General features: G+C 67.5%; 15 protein-coding genes. 5 read left to right on the top strand and 10 right to left on the bottom strand.

Annotated features, from left to right (window positions below; translation table 11 throughout):
* Positions 1–70: 70 nt before the first annotated feature.
* From LH400_RS18100 to LH400_RS18060, 9 genes are all read right to left on the bottom strand, one after another.
* Positions 71–835, bottom strand: coding sequence for a TIGR04290 family methyltransferase (locus LH400_RS18100; RefSeq protein ID WP_229154394.1), 765 nt, complete (start codon positions 833–835; stop codon positions 71–73).
* Between the two features lie 226 nt (positions 836–1,061).
* Positions 1,062–2,123, bottom strand: coding sequence for a UDP-glucuronic acid decarboxylase family protein (locus LH400_RS18095; protein WP_229154392.1), 1,062 nt, complete (start codon positions 2,121–2,123; stop codon positions 1,062–1,064).
* 57 nt (positions 2,124–2,180) lie between these two features.
* Entirely contained in the window at positions 2,181–3,281 is a 1,101-nt protein-coding gene (locus LH400_RS18090; protein WP_229154390.1) for a CgeB family protein, read from the bottom strand.
* Positions 3,278–4,372 (bottom strand): CgeB family protein, encoded by a 1,095-nt coding sequence (locus LH400_RS18085; RefSeq protein ID WP_229154388.1) that lies wholly within the window; start codon positions 4,370–4,372, stop codon positions 3,278–3,280. The genes LH400_RS18090 and LH400_RS18085 overlap by 4 nt, the downstream gene beginning before the upstream one ends.
* A complete protein-coding gene (locus LH400_RS18080; RefSeq protein WP_229154463.1) occupies positions 4,372–5,487 on the bottom strand; it encodes a CgeB family protein in 1,116 nt (371 codons plus the stop codon). The genes LH400_RS18085 and LH400_RS18080 overlap by 1 nt, the downstream gene beginning before the upstream one ends.
* Before the next feature lie 2 nt (positions 5,488–5,489).
* A complete protein-coding gene (locus tag LH400_RS18075) occupies positions 5,490–6,611 on the bottom strand; it encodes a glycosyltransferase family 4 protein (RefSeq protein ID WP_229154386.1) in 1,122 nt (373 codons plus the stop codon).
* Positions 6,612–6,714: 103 nt separating this feature from the next.
* Positions 6,715–8,772, bottom strand: coding sequence for an NAD-dependent epimerase/dehydratase family protein (locus tag LH400_RS18070; RefSeq protein WP_229154385.1), 2,058 nt, complete (start codon positions 8,770–8,772; stop codon positions 6,715–6,717).
* A complete protein-coding gene (locus LH400_RS18065) occupies positions 8,769–9,872 on the bottom strand; it encodes an NAD-dependent epimerase/dehydratase family protein (RefSeq protein WP_229154383.1) in 1,104 nt (367 codons plus the stop codon). Before LH400_RS18065 ends, LH400_RS18070 begins: the two co-directional genes overlap by 4 nt.
* A gap of 531 nt (positions 9,873–10,403) precedes the next feature.
* The gene (locus LH400_RS18060; protein WP_229154461.1) at positions 10,404–11,378 is read right to left on the bottom strand and encodes an MDR/zinc-dependent alcohol dehydrogenase-like family protein; all 975 of its coding nucleotides are present in this window, start codon (positions 11,376–11,378) and stop codon (positions 10,404–10,406) included.
* Between the two features lie 331 nt (positions 11,379–11,709).
* Here LH400_RS18060 and LH400_RS18055 point away from each other — a divergent pair, with 331 nt between their 5' ends.
* From LH400_RS18055 to LH400_RS18035, 5 genes are all read left to right on the top strand, one after another.
* Complete coding sequence (locus tag LH400_RS18055; RefSeq protein WP_370638416.1) at positions 11,710–12,387, top strand: protein-L-isoaspartate(D-aspartate) O-methyltransferase; 678 nt, start codon at positions 11,710–11,712, stop codon at positions 12,385–12,387.
* A 123-nt stretch (positions 12,388–12,510) separates the two neighbouring features.
* Positions 12,511–13,824 carry a cation:proton antiporter gene (locus tag LH400_RS18050; protein WP_229154381.1) on the top strand — a complete coding sequence of 438 codons (1,314 nt, stop codon included), beginning with the start codon at positions 12,511–12,513 and terminating at the stop codon, positions 13,822–13,824.
* A 362-nt stretch (positions 13,825–14,186) separates the two neighbouring features.
* Positions 14,187–14,663 carry a pyridoxamine 5'-phosphate oxidase family protein gene (locus LH400_RS18045; RefSeq protein WP_370638415.1) on the top strand — a complete coding sequence of 159 codons (477 nt, stop codon included), beginning with the start codon at positions 14,187–14,189 and terminating at the stop codon, positions 14,661–14,663.
* A gap of 589 nt (positions 14,664–15,252) precedes the next feature.
* Positions 15,253–15,840: a hypothetical protein gene (locus tag LH400_RS18040; protein ID WP_229154379.1), complete on the top strand. Its 588-nt coding sequence runs from the start codon at positions 15,253–15,255 to the stop codon at positions 15,838–15,840.
* A 67-nt stretch (positions 15,841–15,907) separates the two neighbouring features.
* Positions 15,908–17,989 (top strand): acetyl/propionyl/methylcrotonyl-CoA carboxylase subunit alpha, encoded by a 2,082-nt coding sequence (locus tag LH400_RS18035; RefSeq protein WP_229154378.1) that lies wholly within the window; start codon positions 15,908–15,910, stop codon positions 17,987–17,989.
* Positions 17,990–18,266: 277 nt separating this feature from the next.
* On the opposite strand, the gene LH400_RS18030 is transcribed toward LH400_RS18035, so the two are convergent.
* On the bottom strand, positions 18,267–18,854 hold the full coding sequence (locus LH400_RS18030; RefSeq protein WP_229154376.1) for a TetR/AcrR family transcriptional regulator: 588 nt from the start codon (positions 18,852–18,854) through the stop codon (positions 18,267–18,269).
* Positions 18,855–19,006 lie beyond the last annotated feature (152 nt).

The raw sequence follows: 19,006 nt of genomic DNA, 5'->3' as shown, positions 1-19,006 counted from the left end.
TGGAACTACTTCAAAGCTGCAGGCTGCGTTGCAGATTAATCGCCCGACGCTCTAGCCCGATCCGCCCCGCTTAGGCCCTGGACGTTTCGATGGGCGGCGGAGGTTCGACCATGAAACCGCGCTCGCCGCGACGGCAGAGATAGACCTCGTCGTCGGTCGCGCCGACGATGCAAAATCCCGAACTGCGCAGCATCGCCTCCATGCCGGCGCGGTTCGGGATCCACCAATTGGTCGGATCGCCCGAATAGTTCTGCTCGACGAAGACCATGCGCGGATATCCCTCGCGTTCGAAGATCGCGGTCTCCTCGAACGGATAGTCCGCAGCAACCTCCGGAACCGCCGCGCTGCCCCGCAGCATCGACTGGAAGAGCATGTCGCCGCCGACCACGGTCTCGTAGAGAAGATCGAGGGCGAGAAGCGGATGGCGGAGGTGGTAGAGGACCCCCATGAAGATGACGAAGTCGAACCGCTCCTGAAGCGCACCGACATCGTAGACCGACATCTGGACGAATTCGATCTCGAGCCCGGCGATCTCGGCAGCCAGCCGAGCCTGCGCGAGATAGCGCGGATCGGAATCGATGCCGACCACGCGTTCGGCCCCGCGCCGCTTCATTTCGAGGCTGTAGAAGCCCGCATTGCAGCCGATGTCGAGGACCGAGAGACCGTCCAGCCTCTCCGGCACGAGATGGCGGAAGCGCTGCCACTTGAAGTTCGGGTAGTCGCCGAGGAAATGATCCGGCGCGGTCCGAACTCCCGCCAGATCGAGATTGTGGAACCAGGGGTCGAGGTCGCGGACCCGCTGTTCGATGTCCGGCGCAGGCGCTGCATCGTCCATGAGGCTCATCCTTTCCGGCGCGGTCCTCCGCCCCCGCGGGACCCGCGCCTCCTTCGCATGTCATTCATCCGCGCGGGAAATGGGCGGAGCGTTCCGAATGTCTCGTCGTCTCAGGCAGGCCCGCGCACGGCACGCCTGCGCTCGCTTTCGGCGCCGACACTTGTCAGCCGCGCGATCTCAGCCTCCCGATCCGGAAGAACCGGTTCCAGCCCTTCCGGATCGGGCTCTAGTGCCTGGGGACCGCGACGGGCTCCGGCAGCCGGCCGGCGCTTCCGGCCGCGAGCCGGGCCGCGCCGGGGATGCGCTGCCGCGCCTTCCGGGTCTCGCGTGCAAACCATTCGATCGTCGGGCGCAGGCCCTCGACCAGCGGAATTTCCGGCTGCCAGCCGAACAGCTTGTGCGCGCGGTCGATGTCCGGACGGCGGCGCTGCGGATCGTCAGTCGGCAGGGGATGCAGGCTGATCGTGGAGGACGATCCGGTGATCTTCAGGACGAGCTCGGCGAGTTCGTTGATGGTGAACTCGCCGGGATTGCCGAAATTCACCGGCGCCCCCGGATTGTCCTTCGCCGCCATCATCCGCACGAGCCCGCCGATCAGGTCCGTGACATAGCAGAAGGACCGGGTCTGCTCCCCGGTGCCGTAGACGGTCAAGGGTTCGCCCGCGAGCGCCTGGCAGACGAGATTGGAGATGATCCGCCCGTCGTCCGGGCGCATGCGCGGGCCATAGGTGTTGAAGATGCGTACGACGCGCACATCCGCTCGGCCTGCCCGCAGATAGTCGAAGCACAGCGTCTCGGCAGCCCGCTTGCCCTCGTCGTAGCAGGCACGCGGGCCGGTCGGATTGACATGGCCCCAATAGTCCTCGCGCTGCGGATGCTGCTCGGGATCGCCATACACCTCGCTGGTCGAAGCCTGCAGGAACCGGGCACCGCAGCGCTCGGCCAGCGCCAGGAGGTTGTTGGTGCCGACGACGCAGGTCATCATCGTATGGACCGGATCGGCCTGATAATGCGGCGGCGAGGCAGCGCAGGCAAGGTTGTAGATCTCGTCCGCCGTGACGCTCTCGGGCAAAGGGTCGCAAATGTCCTGCGTCAGGAGGACGAAACGGTTGCTGCCGGTGAGCGCCTTCACATTGTTCAGCGAGCCCGTCGCGAAACTGTCGACGCAGGTCACGTGATGGCCCTGGCCGACCAGATACTCGCAGAGATGGGAGCCGAGGAAGCCTGCGCCTCCCGCCACCAGAACCCGCTTCATGACCGCACCGACGGGGAAGTCTTCACGCTTCATCCCGGCACATCCTTCTTCTGGAACGCGAAACCTGAGCGACACGCAGAGCGAGCCTCCTCACGAACGGCCGCCGGCCATCCTCGCCGGGGCGAAATCCTGATCGAGCGCGGCGGCAAGTTCCCGTGCTCGCGCAACGCCCGTGTGCGCGGTAAGAACAATCGCCTGCGCGGCATCGGCGAGACGGCTGCGAGCGCCGTCATCCGTGCGACAAAGCGCATCCACCACGTCATCGGTTCCGCGGGCGATCAGGATCGCTTCCTTCTCCGGCAGGAGATCGCCGAGCCCGTCCCATGGGTCGCTGATGATCGGCACGCCGACCGCCGCCGCCTCGAACAGGCGCACGCTGGGCGACCAGCCGGCGGCGACCATGTCCGCGCGGGTGACGTTGAGGGTAAAGCGTTGACGGCTGTAGAAATCGGCATGCTCTGCCGGCGGCAGATGGTCGATCCGCTCGACATTCTCCGGCCAGTCGATCTCCGCCGGATACTGCGGACCGGCGACCACGAAGCGCTTGTCCGGCAGACGCCGCGCCGGCTCGATCAGGAGCCGCTCCAGCACCGGCTGGCGATCCGGGCTGTAGGTGCCGAGATAGCCGAGGTCCCAGACCGGTTCGGCGCCGGTGTAGCGGTATCGCTCGGCCTCGACGGAGCAGTAGAGCGGCAGCGCGCTCTTCGCGCCGAACTCCTGTTCCAGACGGACCAGCGTCGGCCCGCCGGTGAACGAGAAATAGATCTGGAAGCCCGGAATCTGGCGGACGGCGAGATATTCCTCGTCGCCGCGCTGCAGCCTGGCGAGAGTCACCGGCGTGTCGATGTCGTAGAAGCTCACCCGTCCGGACGCGATCTCCATCAGCAGGTCGATGACCGCAACGCCGTCCGGAACGTAGGAGCCGACGATGACGGCATCCGCCTCGGCGAGCGCCCGGCGATAGGTGGTGCTGAGTTCCTCCACCGAGTCGTAAAGGCGGAGTTCGCAGAAGTCCGGCTCCGGCAGATCGCGGTTCGCGGCGTACCAGGGCTTGTCGCGCTCCAGGAAAAGGACCCGGTGGCCGAGCGCAGCGAGCCCCTTCAACAGCGAACGGAAGGTGGTTGCATGGCCGTTGCCCCAGGAGGAAGAGAGCGACAGGCCGACGACGACGATGTCGAGCGGCGCGGTCATGCCGCCCTCCCTTCGCGCTTCGCCGCGAAGGTCGTGCGCAGAAGCTCGTCGACCAGCACCGCGCGCTGCTCATAGGTGTGCTCGGCGAGAACGCGCGCGAGCGCCGCCTTGCCGATCGCGGCGGCGCGTTCCTCCGACAGCCCTGCCATGATTTCGAGAACGTCGGTGCCGTCGCGCGCGACCAGCACTTCCTCCCCCGGTTTCAGGAAGAGGTCGATGCCCGGCCATTCGTCGGTGATCATGCAGGCGCCGGCGCCCGCCGCCTCGAAGACGCGGGTCGGTGGCGAGAAGCCGATCTCAGCCATGCTGGCCCGGTTGATGTTGAGGACCGCCTTGGGCGTGACGTTGAAGGCGTTGTGGTCGCGCGTGCCGACATGGCCGATGGCGCGCACGTTCGCCGGCAGCGGCCGGTCGGCCCAGCCCGACCCGCCGAGGAGGAAGGTCGCATCCGGAAGGCGTTCGGCGGGCTCGAGGAAGAATGCCTCGACCCGTGCCTCGCGGTCCGGCAGACGGTTGCCGAGAAAGCCGAGGGCGGAGGCGAAGCGCTTCTCCCGCGCCACCGGGTGATGGGTCTCAGGATCCAGCGCATTGTAGATCGGCACGCAGGCCCGCGCGCCGAGCGCCCGGTAGGCCTCGATCACGGGATCGCCGCCGCCATAGGTGAGGACGAAATCGAGCTTGGCAAGCTGGCGATGGCTCGGATGATCCGGCTTCTCCTTCAGCTCGGCGAGCGTCGCCGGAGCGTCGACGTCCCAGAATATCCGGACCGCCTCCGGCCGGGCGGCAGCAAGGACCGCGTCGAGAAGGGCGTCGTCCTCGTAGCCGACGCCCGACGCCTTGACGACGACATCCGCCTTCGCCGCCTCGGAGGCCGCCTCCTTCAAGGCCTCCGGCGTCGCCTGCCAGACCACGACCTTCGCCCAGTCCGGCGGCTCGATGTCTCGGTTTTCCTGCCGGCCATAGGCGTCCGGCTCGTAGAAGGTGATCTCGTGGCCGTGAGCGGCAAGCGCGCGCAGGAGGCCGCGATAATAGGTGGCGGCCCCGTTCCAATAGGAGGAAAGTAGGCTCGAACCGTAGAAGGCGATCTTCATTATTGCGCGGCCTCCGTGTGGGGCGCGGCGGAGCCCCGCAGCGCCGCGATCGTTTCAAGGAGTTCGTCGACGCGGTGGCGGCAGGTGTGCCGGGCCCGGATCGTCTCGAGGCCCGAGGCCGTCAGCGAGGCCGCGAGATCCGGATCGCTGAGAACCCGGCGAAGCTGCGTTCGCATCTCCTCGCCATCATTGGCGACGAGATAGTCCATGCCCGTCCGAAACAGCCCCTCCTCGTCGCGCCACGGCGCCGAGATGAGCGGGATGCCGCAGGCCATCGCCTCGAAGGGGCGGATCGTCGGAATCCCCGGCAGCGCCTCGACATAAGGACGGCGCGGAACATGCACGGTCACGCGATGGCGCGCGAAGGCGGCGGGCACGTCGGCATTGGCGATCCAGCCGTGATAGGCGAGGCCGGCATCGGCCAGCTGGACAAGCGCCGGCTCCGGATAGCGCACGCCATGCACGCTGCCGGAAAGCCCGAGCGCCTTGACAGGTTCGATCAGAAAGCGGCGGAGCTCTTCGGTGCGTTCGCCGTCGCCCCAATTACCGATCCAGACGAGGTCGCCGGTCTTTTCCGCGTCGATCGGGCGGAACAGGCGATCGTCCGCCGCCTCGTGCCAGGTGACCACCTGCCGGCCCCAGCCGCGGTCGAGATAGCGCCGCCGGAGCGTCTCGCCGAAGGCGAGCACGCCGTCATAATCGGCGAGCGCCATGTCCGCGATCGCCCCTTCGTCGGAGACTGCACGATGGTGCGTGTCGTGGAAGAGGAGGAGGAAGTCCCCGCCCCTTCGGCGAATGTCGCCGATCGTTTTGACCAGGGCCGGCTCGGTCCACTCATGGACGACGACGACATCCGCCCCGTCCAGCGCCTCCTCGTGATCGAACTCCGGGCCGTAGCTCTCGCTCCGCAATTCGGGGAAATCCCTGGCGAAGCGGTCGATCGCCGCTTGGCCCTGGCCTTCGAGGAGATTGGTGCGGCTCCAGCCACCGTCCGGTTCCAGGGCAAGCGCGTCATGGCCGCGGGCCACGAGCTCGCGCATCACGCCGCGCAGGAAATGCGCATTGCCATGGTTCCAGTCGGAGACGAGGGAGTGGGTGTAGAAGACGAAGCGCATGGTCACTCGGCGGCCTGCGGCGCGTCGAGGGGAAGACCGGCCCTGGCGACGGCGGCCGTGCGGTAGGCGGCGAAGAGCGCTTCCAGCTGGCAGGCGGGCGTGAAGCGGCGGGCCCGCTCCCTGGCCAGCGCACCCAGCAGCGCCCGCGCGGCAGTGTCCCCGGCAAGCGCGTCCACCTCCCGCGCGAAGGCGGCGGGATCGTCCGGATCGGCAAAGCGTGCCGCTCCACTCCAGAGTTCGCGATAGGTCGGAATATCGGCGAGAACCAGCGCGGCGCCGGCATTGGCCGCTTCGAGAACGGCGAGGCCGAAGGGTTCGTAGAACGAGGGCGAGACGAAAATGCCCGCCTCCGCCATGATCCCCTGCGTCTCGGCGAAAGGCAGTTCCCCCAGGGCCTCGACATGCGCGAAGGTGAAGACCTGCCCATTGCCGCCGCGGCAGGCGCCGGCCGCCTTGACCGGCCAGGCGACTTTGCCGGCCATGGCGTCGAGGAGACCGGCATTCTTGCTCTCGTCCCACCAGCGCGCTGCCGCGAAGACGAGCGGGCGCTTGGCGGCCCGCGGCTCCTCCAGCGGCGGCTGCACCGCGTTCGGCACGGCCCGGACCGCGCCGAACGCGCCAAAGGCCTCCCGCACCGCCTGGGCATGGCTGCGCGAGGGCGCGATAACCGCGTCGGCGCGCTCGAAGCCGGCCCGATTCAGCGCGAACTGCCACTGCCAGTCGGCAGGCAGCGCCTCGTTGCGCATTGCCGCCCACCAGGTGACGACGCAGGAATGGGACACCACCACGACGGGCTTGTCCGTCTCGATCCCGGCCGCCTGGGAGGGCAGGTTGAGATGCAAGAGATCGGCATCGGTCTCGTCCGCCAGTTCCACCAGCCGCCGCGGCACGGCGAACAGCGCCTCCGGCCCACTCGCCATCCAGTCGAGCGGCAAGTCGAGCGTGACGAGCTCCGTCGCCGCCGATGCCTCGGCCTCGCGGATCTTGTCGTCGGATGGCGCCGGGCCGAGGCAGGCCAGCACGACCTCGATCCCCGCCTCGTTCAGCGAGCGGGCGAGATCGACGGAATAACGCCACACGCCGCCGACGGCGTCGGTGGTCATCAACACGCGGGTCGGGATCATCGGAACGCCTCCGTTACGCACGAGACTTGGAAAGCGGGAATGGGGTGCCGCTTCAGACCTGGCCGACCGGCCGGCAAGAAAGAGCGTGAGGTTCGCTTCTCGCTCATGCTCGCAGCCTCGCGGCAAGCGGGGCGATCGCTTCCGCTTCGGGCGCGGCGTCGGGTCCGTTCCAGGTGGACAGCCATGTATTCAGGTCGCGCACGCCGTCGCGCCAGCCGATCCGCGCGCGCCAGCCGGTCGCTTCGGACAGGCTGCGCGTGTCGGCGACGAAATAGGCCTGGTCGCCTTTGCGGGTCTCCGAAAAGCGGATCGCCACCTCGCGGCCGAGCATCTCGCCCATCTCGCGCAGGAGGACGCGCAGGCTGATCGCATTGACCGGCCCGCCGCCGAGATTGAAGGCGCTGCCGCGCACGCTGTCGATATTGGCTAGCAGTGCGCGATAGGCAGCGACCGCGTCGGCGACATGCAGGATGTCGCGCACCTGCTTGCCGTCGCCATAGATGACGATCTCCTCGCCCTTGAGCGCCCGGATGAGGAAATGTGCGACCCAGCCCTGGTCCTCCGTGCCGAACTGGCGCGGCCCGTAGATGCAGCTCATCCGCAAGACTGCCGTCGGCAGGCCGTAGCTCTTTCCGTAGTCTAGGACATACTGGTCGGCGACGCCCTTGGAGCAGCCATAGGGCGTGCAGAAATCGAGGTTCCGCCGCTCGCCGACGCCATGCGCGGCGATCGCGTTGTCGGTCGGCACATAGCGGTCGCCGCTATCGACGAGCGTGAGATCGGCGAGATCGCCATAGACCTTGTTGGTCGAGGCGAAGATCACCGGCGTCTTGCGGCCGGAGCGGCGCACGGCTTCGAGGAGGTTCAGCGTGCCACGAGCATTCACCTCGAAATCCTCGACCGGCGCGTCGAGACTGGTGGTCACCGCGACCTGCGCCGCGAAGTGGAAGACGGCCTCCGCGTCCCTGACGACATCGCGCAGCGCCATGCCGTCGCGCATGTCGACGGGCGCCCAGCCGGCGCGCTCGCCATGCCGCTCCTTCAGCCAGGAGAGGTTCGTCTCGACGCCGGGGCGCGAGAGGTTGTCGAGGAGGAGAACGTCGCGGCCCTCCGAAAGGAAGCTGTCGGCAAGATTGCAGCCGATGAAACCTGCCCCGCCGGTTATCACGATCGGCTTTTCCGCCCGGCGCAAATTCGGCGCGGCGAGCGCCAGGGTGTCAGCGACCGCCTGCGGACCGCCTTGGCCGAGAAGCCGCGCCAGGAGCTTTTCGCGTCCGTCCTGGTCGACGACGCCCATGTGGTAGTGCCGATCGTCGAAGCGCAGTCCTTCCTGCACGGCGACCGTGTCGGCGATGTCCTGCCAGCCATACCAGTAGAGCCGGTCGGCCGGCGCCGAGAGCGCGTCGAGGAAGCTCTGCGCCTGCGCCGCCTCGTCATGCCGCCAGGTGGAATAGCCGGCCTCGGTGATCCAGATCTCCGCGTCCGGATTGTACTCGGCGAGGATCTCCCGCATCTGGGAGGTGAGCGCTTCCCATCCGCCCCAGGTGCCGACATCGCTGTCCCAGGTGCCGGGAAAGCCGTGCAGCCCGACCGCCGACATCACGCCGAGGACGCCGCGCTCTCCCATCAGCCGCAGCCAGTGCGCGTCGAAGGGCGACGGGCCGCCAAGCACCGTCTTGAAGCCGCGCTCGCGCGCCCAGTGCGCCGCCCCGCCGACCATTTCGCAGAAAAGCGCCCAATCCGGGTCCTCGCGCCAGTCCCAGTCGAGGAGGTTGTTGGGCTCGTTCCACAGCTCCACCGCCTCGAAATGCTCGCCATAGCGGGTCAGCACATAATCGACGAAGTCGGCATAGTCCTTGAGCTGCCGCGGCGCGCCCGCCGAGGTGCCGGTGCGCGACAGGGACGGCGGCGTGTAATGGATGCAGGGCAGAAGATCGAAGCGGCGACCGATTTCAGGCAGAAGCCAGTCGTACCATTCCTTGCCGCCCTCCCCATGATATTCCGCCCAGGACAGATGCGTGCGCAGATGATGGGCTCCCACGCGCTCCATGCCATCGAGCGCTGCGGAGGTGCGGTCGTACTCGCCCGGCCGGAACCACTCCGCAAAGCCGAATTTCCGGCTGTCCCGATCTGCCCCTGCCCCGAATTCCGGCTTCGTCATGCGACGAGGCCCCGCGCTTCCAGATGGCGGCGCATTTCCGCATTGCGATCGGTCACCGCCTGGGAGGCGACCCATTCGGCCAACTCGCCGAGCGAATCCTCCAGACGCCGCTCCGGCTCGAAGCCGAGAAGGCGCCGCGCCTTCGAGATGTCGGCGAAGCAGTTGCGGATATCGCCCGAGCGCGCCCTGCCGGTAATCTCGGGCTTGATGTCGCTGCCCATCGCCTCGGCGACCTTCTCGGCCACCTCGGTGACGGAATAGGAGCGGCCGCTGCCGACATTGATGGTCTCGCCCTTCGCCTCCGGCTTTTCCAACGCCAGGCGGAAGGCACGCGCAACATCGTTCACATGCACGAAATCGCGTCGCTGCTTGCCATCCTCGAAGATCGTCGGCGCCTGGCCCGCCGCAATGCGCGAGGAGAAGTTGGCAAGAACGCCGGTATAGGGGTTCGACAGCGCCTGGCCGGGACCGAAGACGTTGAACAGGCGCAAGGCCACCGCGTCGGTCTGGTAGGCGTTGCCGAAGATCAGCACCGCCTGCTCCTGCTGGTACTTCGTCAGCGCATAGATGGATGCAAGGTCAGTCCGCTTGGTCTCGTCGGTCGCCACCGGCTCCAGCGGCTCGCCCTCGTCCGACAAGATCTCGAAGCGCCCGGCCTTGATCTGCTCCGGCCGGCGCCTCGCATCGTCAACCACGCGCCCGTGCGGCGTCCTGTAGCGACCCTCGCCATAGACGCTCATCGAGGAAGCGACGACGATCTTGTCGACGGGCTGATCGATCATCTCCTGGAGGAGCACCGCCGTCCCGACGTCGTTGGTGCTGACATAGCGCTCGATCTCGTACATGCTCTGGCCGACGCCCACCTCGGCGGCGAGGTGCACGACCCCATCGACACCCGCCAGCCCCGCCCGGACCTTTTCAGCGTCCCGGACGTCGCCGCGAAGAAGCTCCACATCTCCAAGGTCGGGCGATTCGCCGCCGCCATGCACCTGCTCGATCATCGCATCGAGGACGCGAACCTCGTGGCCATGCTCCAGGAGCTCGCGGCAGACCTGGCGGCCGATGAAGCCGGCGCCACCGGTCACGAGATAACGGGACAATCGGACCTCCTTACAGTCAGGATTGTTGATGATGATGATGAGAACGCACGAAGACGGTCAGTCGATCCAAACGGACCGCCGAATGGCACCGCCGCACCGGCGGTCGTCGCGGGACCGGGGGCGGCGGCAGGAGTTCGTGCGACCGATGGGAGCACTTGCCCGCCCAACGCGGTGACCTCGCAGAACCGGCCTCGCCCCGTTGGGCGACCGCCAGAACTCGTCGTCGCAGCTGTCCAGGCACTCGATCGGCAAATGACTCACATCCGTTCGCGTGATGGCCGCCGGAGGAAGCCGGCAGACGAAAGAAAAGATCTCGCCGATCCGCGAAGAGTTCAGCCCACGGCCCGGCGACGTCTTGGGAACATCTAAAACCTTCACGCTCGTGTGACAGAAGCGATCCGCAACGATTTCATTAGCGAGCTACGCAACTTCGCAAACGTGTAAAGCCGCAAGAACACACGGAAATCTCGACTTGCCGTCCTCGATGGAGGTTCGCCGTCGAAGGGCCCGCGAGGTGAGGAACCCGCTTCGTCAGAACGTGACGAGTGCCTTCATGAAGCCTTTCGGACGATCGCGTGTCGCGTTCAACGCCTCGTCCAGCCGCTCGATCGGAAAGGAATGGGTGTAGAGCACGGTCGGATCCAGCCGTCCGCCCGCCACGACCTCGACCGCGTCGCGGATGCCTTGCACATAGATTGCCGGGTCCCGCTCATGCGCATTGATCACGTCGAGCCCGCGCCAGTTCCAGAGCTGCATGTTCACCTGCCGCGCGCCGTCCTGATGGTAGCCTGCGACAATCAGCGTGCCGCGTTCGCGCGTGAGCTCGGCGGCAAGGTCCAGCGGCCACTGCTTGCCAACGGCCTCTATCACCCGGTCGCAGAACCGGCCGCCGGTGAGCTCGCGCACCTTCTCGATGATCTCCCAGTGATCGTCCATCGCGATCGTCTCGGCCGCGCCCATCCGCTCCGCGATCTCGAGCGAGAACGGCCGCCGCGAGATGGCGATGACGCGCGCTCCCGCCGCGGAGGCGAGCCGCGTCAGGATCGCGCCGAGAAAGCCGATGCCGATGATCGCCACCGTCTCGCCGGCCTTGATGCCCGACCGGCGAAAGATGTTCATGGCGCAGCCGAGCGGCTCGCCCGGGAACGGCATCCCGGCGAGCGCCTCGGGCAGCTTCACGACGTTTTCGGCCGGGCCGACGTCGTATTCGCCATAGCTCTTGTAGAACAGCGCGGCCACGCGGTCGCCGGGCGCAACGGTTTCCACTCCTTCGCCGACGGCGTCCACGATCCCCCAGCCCTCATGGCCGAGGCCGCCCGCCTCGGTCGGAAACTGCATCCATTCCGGCCCGGCCCAGGGCGTGAGGTTGGAGGCGCAGACGCCGCAGCCTTCGAGCCGGACCCGAACCTCGCCCGGTCCCGGCTCAGGCCGCGCGACCTCTTCGACCCGGAGTTCTCCCGGCCCGGTCACCACAGCCGCCCGCATCGTCTGCCCCTCGTCCATCATGCTCACCCCGAACTCCGTCCTTCACACATCCAGTTGATCCGTCGGAGAGGACCGCCGCCCGCGACTCCCCGCAGACGATGGATCTCCTCTCGTGCGGCGCATGTGGCGCGGCGAGCGCGTATGAACAGGCAGAGGCGCTTCGACGCCCTTCCCTCGGGCCGAACTGGGCGCCGAAAGAGCCCCGCTCCGGCAATGTCGAAGCATTGGCGGCTACAAAAGCGGTGGAGGGTTTGCCGCCACTTCCACCGGAACGGGCGACGACGAAGACGATTGAACGGGAGACGCCTTCACCGTCGCCCCCGCCTCTTCCTCAGCCCGAAAGGACATCGCCGTGAGTTCTGTGTCCGGTCGCCAGTCCATGGTCGAGTATCAGCTTAAGAGGCGTGGCATCGAAGACGAGGCCGTGCTGGCGGCGATGGGCTCGGTCCCGCGCGAGGCCTTCGTGCCGGAGCACATGCAGGCATTCGCCTATGAGGACGGCCCTCTGTCGATCGGCGGCGGCCAGACGATCTCGCAACCCCTGATTGTTGCGGAGATGCTGCAGGCAGCGCGGGTCAGACCCGGCGAGCGGGTGCTCGATGTCGGCACGGGTTCCGGCTACGGGGCGGCCGTCGCGGCAGCGATGGGCGCGATCGTCTCGTCCATCGAGCGCGATCCGGCTCTCGGGGAGCGGGCGCGGCAGCGTCTGGAGGCGCTCGGCTATAAGGTCGAGACCAGGATCGGCGACGGCACGCTGGGCCTGCCGGAGGCCGCTCCATTCGACGCGATCATCGTCGCGGCGGCATCCCCCGGCGTGCCCGAGCCGCTGACGGAGCAACTGGCCGTCGGCGGCCGGCTCGTCATTCCGCTCGAGCGTGGGCCTGCCAGCCAGAGACTCGTGCGCATCACCAGGGGCGAGGACGGATTTCGAGAAGAGGCTTTGTCGAGGGTCTCCTTCGTGCCGTTGATCGGGGCGCATGGCCGGCCCGAATCCGCTGCCACGCCCGACGATGGCTCTCGCGGGAAGTGAGCCGATCATGTCCCACCCGATAAGGTCTGGCAGTCGGTCCCTCACCGCTCGCATGCATGCAGGCGGCGCCGGGCACTCCTCGCCCAGCCGAGGCAGGTCGAACGACGCGACGGAGGCAAGAGATTGGACCTGAACGCGGCGCTGCTGATCGCCGGGGGAGCCGTGCTCGTCCTCGGCATCCTCTCCGGCTATGTGAAGAACCGGCTGTGGATCACCGAGACGGCACTATGCCTTCTGGTCGGCGTCATCATCGGGCCTGCGGTCCTGAACTTCGTCGACATGTCGGACACGCCGGGCGACCGGTTCGTGGTGATGCAGGAAGTAGCCCGGCTGACCCTCGGCCTTGCGGTGATGGGCGCGGCGCTGCGGCTGCCCGCCGGCTTCGAGATCGCCCGCTGGCGCGACATGGCGCTCGCGCTGGGCGGCGGAATGCTGGTGATGTGGCTCGCCGGCGCCGGCCTCGCGATCGGGATCCTCGGCTTCAGCCTGTTACCGGCACTGCTGCTCGGCGCGATCCTCGCTCCCACCGATCCGGTGCTCGCCGGCTCGATCGTCAGCGGCCAATCGGCCGTGAACTCGGTTCCGACCCGGGTGCGCAACATTCTGAGCGCCGAGAGCGGCGGCAATGACGGGCTCGGCATGCTGTTCGTCATGCTGCCGCTGCTGCTGCTCACCAAGGATTCGCACGATGCCTGGCTGGAATGGGCGACGCGGGTCCTCTTCTGGGAGATCATCTTCGCCGTCGTCATCGGCGCGCTGATCGGCTGGCTAGCCGGCAGGCTCCTGATCTGGGCCTATGAGCAGCCCTATTCGGAGACGCAGTCTACCGTCACGGTCGGCCTTTCACTATCGATCACCGTTCTCGCCGCGGTCAAGCTGATGGGCAGCGACGGAATTCTTGCGGTCTTTGCCGCAGGCCTCGTCTTCAACCGCTTCATTTCGGAGCGCGAGACCCGTCAGGGCCATGCTCAGGAGGCGATGGGCCGGTTCTTCGACCTGCCGGTCTTCATCCTGTTCGGCGTGATGCTGCCCTGGGGCGAGTGGTACCAGTTGGGATGGCCGGGCCTCGCCTTCGCCATCGCCCTCATCTTTCTCAGGCGGCCGCCCTTCTGGCTGTTCCTGGCACGGCCGATGACCTGCGTGCGCGGCTGGGCGGAGACGGCCTTCGTCGGCTGGTTCGGCCCGATGGGCGTCGCATCGATCTACTACGCGATCATGGCTATGCACGAGACCGGCCGCCACGAATTCTGGCCGATCGCGACCCTTGCCGTCGCGGTCTCGGCCACCGTTCACGGCGTCACCGCAACCCCGCTCTCGCATTGGCTTGGCCGCCACAAGCAAGCGGAGAACGCAGCGGGCCACCCGTCGCCCGCCAAGGCCGAGCGGGCATCCGACAGCTCTGATGACACGAGGCAACGCGCCCGGCAAGACGTATGACGGCATCGGTCGCCGCTCCGGTAGGGACGTGTGGATAGAATGGCCGCAGGGCCGGCGCCGCCCTCTCGCCGCATACCTCGCTGCTGCAGTGCCGCATCATTCGGCGGCGAACATAACTTCCCAATCTCGCCGCAACGAACCGCCGATCGCCTTTGTTGAAATGGCCGTGAATGCCGCGGTCGGATGTCGTGGCAGCCGATGCAGCGACAGCGGTGTGACGGGGAATGGCAGAACTAAGATGCTTCGTGGGCCGCAGGTCGCACTCGTTGAGCAGTCGCATGGTCCCGGCCGGGAACGGAACCGTGGCCGGGTCTCGGACGTCTCCTCGCCGAACATTCATCGTCCGGCAAAGGAGAGATATCGTGGCCAATCAGGACGTCGAAGAGGTCTGGAACCTCGTGGAGAAGATCGGCTTCTGCATGCTTGCGACCCATGAGGGGCAGGACATCCGGTCACGGCCGATGGCCGCCTATGTCGACCGGAAGGCGCATGCGATCTACTTCCTGACCGACGTCGCCAGCCACAAGGATGCCGACATCGCCGCCAATCCGAACGTCAATCTCGCCTTCGCCGACACGTCCGGGCAGAACTACGTTTCCGTTTCCGGGACGGCCGAGATCAGCAACGACCGGGAGAAGATCAAGGAGCTTTGGGGCACGCCCGCCAAGGCTTGGTGGGAAAGCCCCGAGGATCCCTCGATCCGCATCCTGAAGATCGACCCGAAGGACGCCCACTACTGGAACAGCCCGGGCACGGCCGTGAGCTACATCAAGATGTTCGCAGCAGCGGTGTCCGACAGCCGGCCCGACATGGGTGACACGGGGACAGTGAAGCTCTGAGGCATCAGCCCGCCGTCGGTCCCCGCCTCGTCGTCAGCGGACTTGCCGCCGAGGCGGGGATCGCGGCGGGTGACGGAATTCTGACCTGCGCTGCGCCGCCGGCGGCCCTCGCGAGACGGCGCTCGAAGCCCTTGACCCTGCCGGCCTTCGGGCCGTCGTCAGCTTCGGCCTTCGGCGGTCTCGACCCGGCGGCGCAGGCCGGCGACCTCATCCTGGCTTGCGAGGTCATCGCTGGAGCGGCGGGGGAGCCGATGAACTGGCCGCGCGCCTGCTAGATGCGGGCGACGAGTGCCTCCGCCTCCACCGCGGCCGAATGGCGACGGCGGTGAACCCGTGCCGACGGTGTTGCCAGGACGACGAGGGCCTTCGCGCAGTCCTGTGGAAGCCGCCTTCTGCTCGCGGCCCGCCTTGCGAATCCCGGTCTCCTGTCGGCGGCCTTGGCAGCCTCGAGCGCCCGCCGATTAACAAACTTGAAGGCTGTTCTTGCTTTAAAGGGCGGATAAGAAAACGTCAGAGTGGAGCGATGGGGGTCGACAAGCGAAAATCACCGCGCCGTCGTCAGCGCTTTCGCACGACGCTCCTTGCGACCGTGAATCGCCTCTACCTGGAAACGGCCAGCGTGGTCGACATCTCGGACGGCGGTATCCGCATCCGTCGCACGCATGGCGGTCAGCTCCCTCCGACGCTGACGGCGTTCGACCTGACCGAGAAGACCTTCCGCTTCGCCAAGATCGCCTGGGCGCGCGGCCGCGACGCGGGGCTGAGCTTCAAGGGCGCAGCGCATCGCGTGAGCGAGGATCAGATCGCCGCGATGCTCGATCAGGAACGCGTCTGGCTGGCCGAAAGCCCGGCGACGCCGGTGGCGGTCGAGCGACGCCTGTCGCCGCGCAAGAGGACAAGGTTCCGTCCGGCGATCCTTCTGACCGTCGACCGCCGCCCGCTGGAAGAGGTCCTGATCTTCGACATCTCCGACGGCGGGGCGCGGCTGCGGCGGATGTCGCGGCAGAAGCTTCCCCCGCTCGTCCTGATGTACGACGTGACGCAGCAGACGGCCCGCCGGGTGCGGATCGTCTGGAACCGGACCGTCGAAATCGGCGTCTCCTTCGACAGCGCGCCGGTTTCCCATACAATGGCGGGATCGCGGCTGTTGTCGGAGCCGGCGCCTCCGCTGTTCTGACACGCCGGGATCCCTGGCCCGGCGATCGTCGCCGCAGGGCGCGGCGTAGCGTGGATGCGGAGATCCGATGGCCCGACCGATCGACATTCTGCTGGTCGCCAATCGCGGCGAGATCGCCTGCCGGATCATCCGAACCGCTAAGCGGCTCGGCATCCACACGGTCGCAGTGTTCTCCGATGCCGATGCGGACGCCTTGCATGTCGAAATGGCCGACGAAGCCGTTCCGATCGGCCCGCCTCCGGTCGCGGAAAGCTATCTCGACGCCAGCCGCATTCTCGAGGCGGCGCGGCGGACGGGAGCCGACGCGATCCATCCCGGCTACGGCTTCCTGTCCGAGAACCCGGATTTCGTAGAGGCCGTCGAAGCGGCCGGGCTGACCTTCGTCGGCCCCTCCGCCTCCGCCATCCGGGCGATGGGCCTCAAGGACGCGGCCAAGCGGCTGATGCAGGAGGCCGGTGTGCCGGTCGTCCCCGGCTATCACGGCGACAGCCAGGACCCGGAAGTCCTGGCTGCGGAAGCCGAGCGCATCGGCTTCCCGGTGCTGATCAAGGCGCGGGCCGGCGGCGGCGGCAAGGGCATGCGCGCGGTGGAGCGGGCGGCCGACTTCGCCGAAGCGCTGGCCGCCGCGCGGCGCGAGGGCGAAGCCGCCTTCGGCGACCCGCACTGTCTGATCGAGAAGCTGATCGGGACGCCGCGGCACATCGAGGTCCAGGTCTTCGGCGACAGCCACGGCCATGCCGTCCACCTCTTCGAGCGGGACTGCTCGCTGCAGCGGCGCCACCAGAAGGTCATCGAGGAGGCGCCCGCCCCCGGCATGGCGGACGAGATGCGCGTGGCAATGGGAGCGGCTGCCGTCGCCGCCGCCAAGGCGATCGGCTATGCCGGCGCCGGCACGATCGAATTCATCGTTGACGCCTCCGAGGGCCTCAGGCCCGACCGGTTCTGGTTCATGGAGATGAACACGCGGCTGCAGGTCGAGCATCCGGTGACCGAGGCGATCACCGACCTCGACCTCGTCGAACTGCAGCTGCGCGTCGCCGCCGGCGAAGCCTTGCCCTTTCAGCAGGAGGACCTCCGCATCGATGGTCACGCGGTGGAGGCACGCATCTATGCCGAGGATCCGGCCAAGGGCTTCCTGCCCGCGACCGGGCGGCTGACGACCTTGCGGATGCCGCGGGAGTGGGCGGGTGCTCGCATCGACACCGGCGTGCGCGAGGGCGACCGGATCACTCCGCACTACGACCCGATGATCGCCAAGCTGATCGTCCACGGCGCCGACCGCGACGCCGCCCTTCGCAAGCTCAGAGGGGCGCTCGCCGAGACGCGGATCGGCGGCTGCGTCACCAATGTCGCCTTTCTGGAGCGGCTGGCGGGCCATGCCGGCTTTGTGGCCGGCGCTGTCGACACGGGGCTGATCGGCCGCGACATCGATCAATTGACGCGGCCGCCGCAGCATCGGCCCGAGGCGCGTGCCGTCGCAGCGCTGGCGGCGCTCGGTCGCCTGCAGGTTCCGGCCGCCCGGCCGACGGGGACAGCCGATCCCTTCCTCGATCTCGATGGTTTCCGCGCCTTCGGCGAAGCTCGGCAATTCGCCCGCTTCAGCGATGCCGATGGCGGCCGCACCGACGTTTGTGTCACGACGCGCGGACCGCGGCGCTATCTTGTCTCCGGCAATGGCATGTCGGAGGATGCCGGCGTCGAAATCGCCGTCCTCGGCGCGCTGACGGAGGGCGATCAGGGCCCCATGCCGCTGCCGCCTTCTTCCGGACAGGCGTCGAGCGGTGCCGTCCGCCTCTCCGTCGACAGCCGAAGGCAGACGGTGTTCGTCGCCTGCGAAGCCGATGCGGTGACCGTATTTTTCGGCGCCGAATCCTATCGCTTCAACAACTTTCGCCCCGGTGTGGGAGAGGACGATGCCGTGAGCGGCGACCATATCGCGGCGCCGATGCCGGGTCTGGTCAAGCTCGTTCTGGCGACGATCGGCGACAGCGTGGAAAAGGGCGCTGCTCTGATCGTGCTCGAAGCGATGAAGATGGAGCACACGCTGCGCGCCCCGCGCGAGGCCACGGTCGCGGAAATTCTGGTGGCGGAGGGCGATCAGGTCGAGGACGGCGCCCGGCTGATCACGTTCTCGCAAGCCCCGGAATAGGCGCGACGCAGAGGCGCCGCAGCGACATCCGTCCCACGGTCCCACTGCCGCCCGGCCCGCAGCCATGCCGCATTGGTAGGCCCGCCTTTTTCACCCGCGCTTGGCGACCGATCGGGCCGGCCGAGAGCTGGCTGCGCCTTCTACTCCGGCTGGTATAGAGCGCCGGGCGAAAAAGTGGAAACCGGTTTTTCGGCCACCCGGCGCGCCACCAAGGAGATCGAGAGCATCGAGCGATGCCGATTTGTCGCCCGATGCGCTAGCCTGAAAGCCGGCGCGACTACGTCCGGGTCGAAATCCGCAAGCCGTCGACGAAGACGTCGACCATCCGCAGGACCGTCGTCTCCCAGCCGGGCTGATCGTGCATGTGGCACATGCCGATGAGCGTCCGGATCAGGTCCTCCGCGGAAACGTCGTCGCGGATCGCGCCGGCTTCCACGGCGGGATTCAGCAGGGAGCCGACGCTTTCCAAGAGCCGCGGATAGGTGTGCCGGTAAAGGTCCGACTTCGTGTTGGCGGCCAGCGCCAGCGCAGCGAGCATGCCCTTCTTGGTCGCGACGAGCCGGACATTCGCATGCAGCCAGAGGCGCAGCGCGTCGATCGGCGGCTTCTGAGCGGCAAGGGTTTCGGCAAGCTCGGCCAATTGCTCGACTTCGCGTCGGTAGACAGCTTCGAACAGCGCCTCGCGGGTCGGGAAATGCCGGTAGAGCGTGCCGATGCCGACTTCGGCCCGGCGCGCCACCGCTTCGAGGCTGGCCTCCGGACCGCCGGTGCGGAAAATGTCGGCCGCCGCCGTCAGCAGGCGCTCGCGGTTGCGGAGCGAATCGGCGCGGGGCTTGCGCGTTGCCTTTCGGGGGTCTGGTCCCATCTCGAAAATTAGAACTCCTTCAGCCTTGAAAACGGAGGGCCCCTCCGTATAATTGGTCATGCGGCGGCCGGCAGGTCCATCCTGCTCTCGTCCGATCCCGCCCGACCATCATCGTGCTCCCGCTCGCGGCCATGTCGGCCGGGCGACTGCAC

Origin of the sequence: Jiella soli (assembly GCF_020615385.1) — a bacterium.
Classification (GTDB): domain Bacteria; phylum Pseudomonadota; class Alphaproteobacteria; order Rhizobiales; family Rhizobiaceae; genus VKMB-3413.
Note: the sequence above shows the minus strand (reverse complement) of the source record. Positions and strands in the feature narration are given on the sequence as shown.

Bases quoted from the DNA above. Each gene is read 5' to 3' on its own strand.
- LH400_RS18100 (WP_229154394.1), bottom strand. From the start codon at position 835: ATGGACGATGCAGCGCCTGCGCCGGACATCGAACAGCGGGTCCGCGAC.
- LH400_RS18095 (WP_229154392.1), bottom strand. From the start codon at position 2,123: ATGAAGCGTGAAGACTTCCCCGTCGGTGCGGTCATGAAGCGGGTTCTG.
- LH400_RS18090 (WP_229154390.1), bottom strand. From the start codon at position 3,281: ATGACCGCGCCGCTCGACATCGTCGTCGTCGGCCTGTCGCTCTCTTCC.
- LH400_RS18085 (WP_229154388.1), bottom strand. From the start codon at position 4,372: ATGAAGATCGCCTTCTACGGTTCGAGCCTACTTTCCTCCTATTGGAAC.
- LH400_RS18080 (WP_229154463.1), bottom strand. From the start codon at position 5,487: ATGCGCTTCGTCTTCTACACCCACTCCCTCGTCTCCGACTGGAACCAT.
- LH400_RS18075 (WP_229154386.1), bottom strand. From the start codon at position 6,611: ATGATCCCGACCCGCGTGTTGATGACCACCGACGCCGTCGGCGGCGTG.
- LH400_RS18070 (WP_229154385.1), bottom strand. From the start codon at position 8,772: ATGACGAAGCCGGAATTCGGGGCAGGGGCAGATCGGGACAGCCGGAAA.
- LH400_RS18060 (WP_229154461.1), bottom strand. From the start codon at position 11,378: ATGATGGACGAGGGGCAGACGATGCGGGCGGCTGTGGTGACCGGGCCG.
- LH400_RS18035 (WP_229154378.1), top strand. From the start codon at position 15,908: ATGGCCCGACCGATCGACATTCTGCTGGTCGCCAATCGCGGCGAGATC.
- LH400_RS18030 (WP_229154376.1), bottom strand. From the start codon at position 18,854: ATGGGACCAGACCCCCGAAAGGCAACGCGCAAGCCCCGCGCCGATTCG.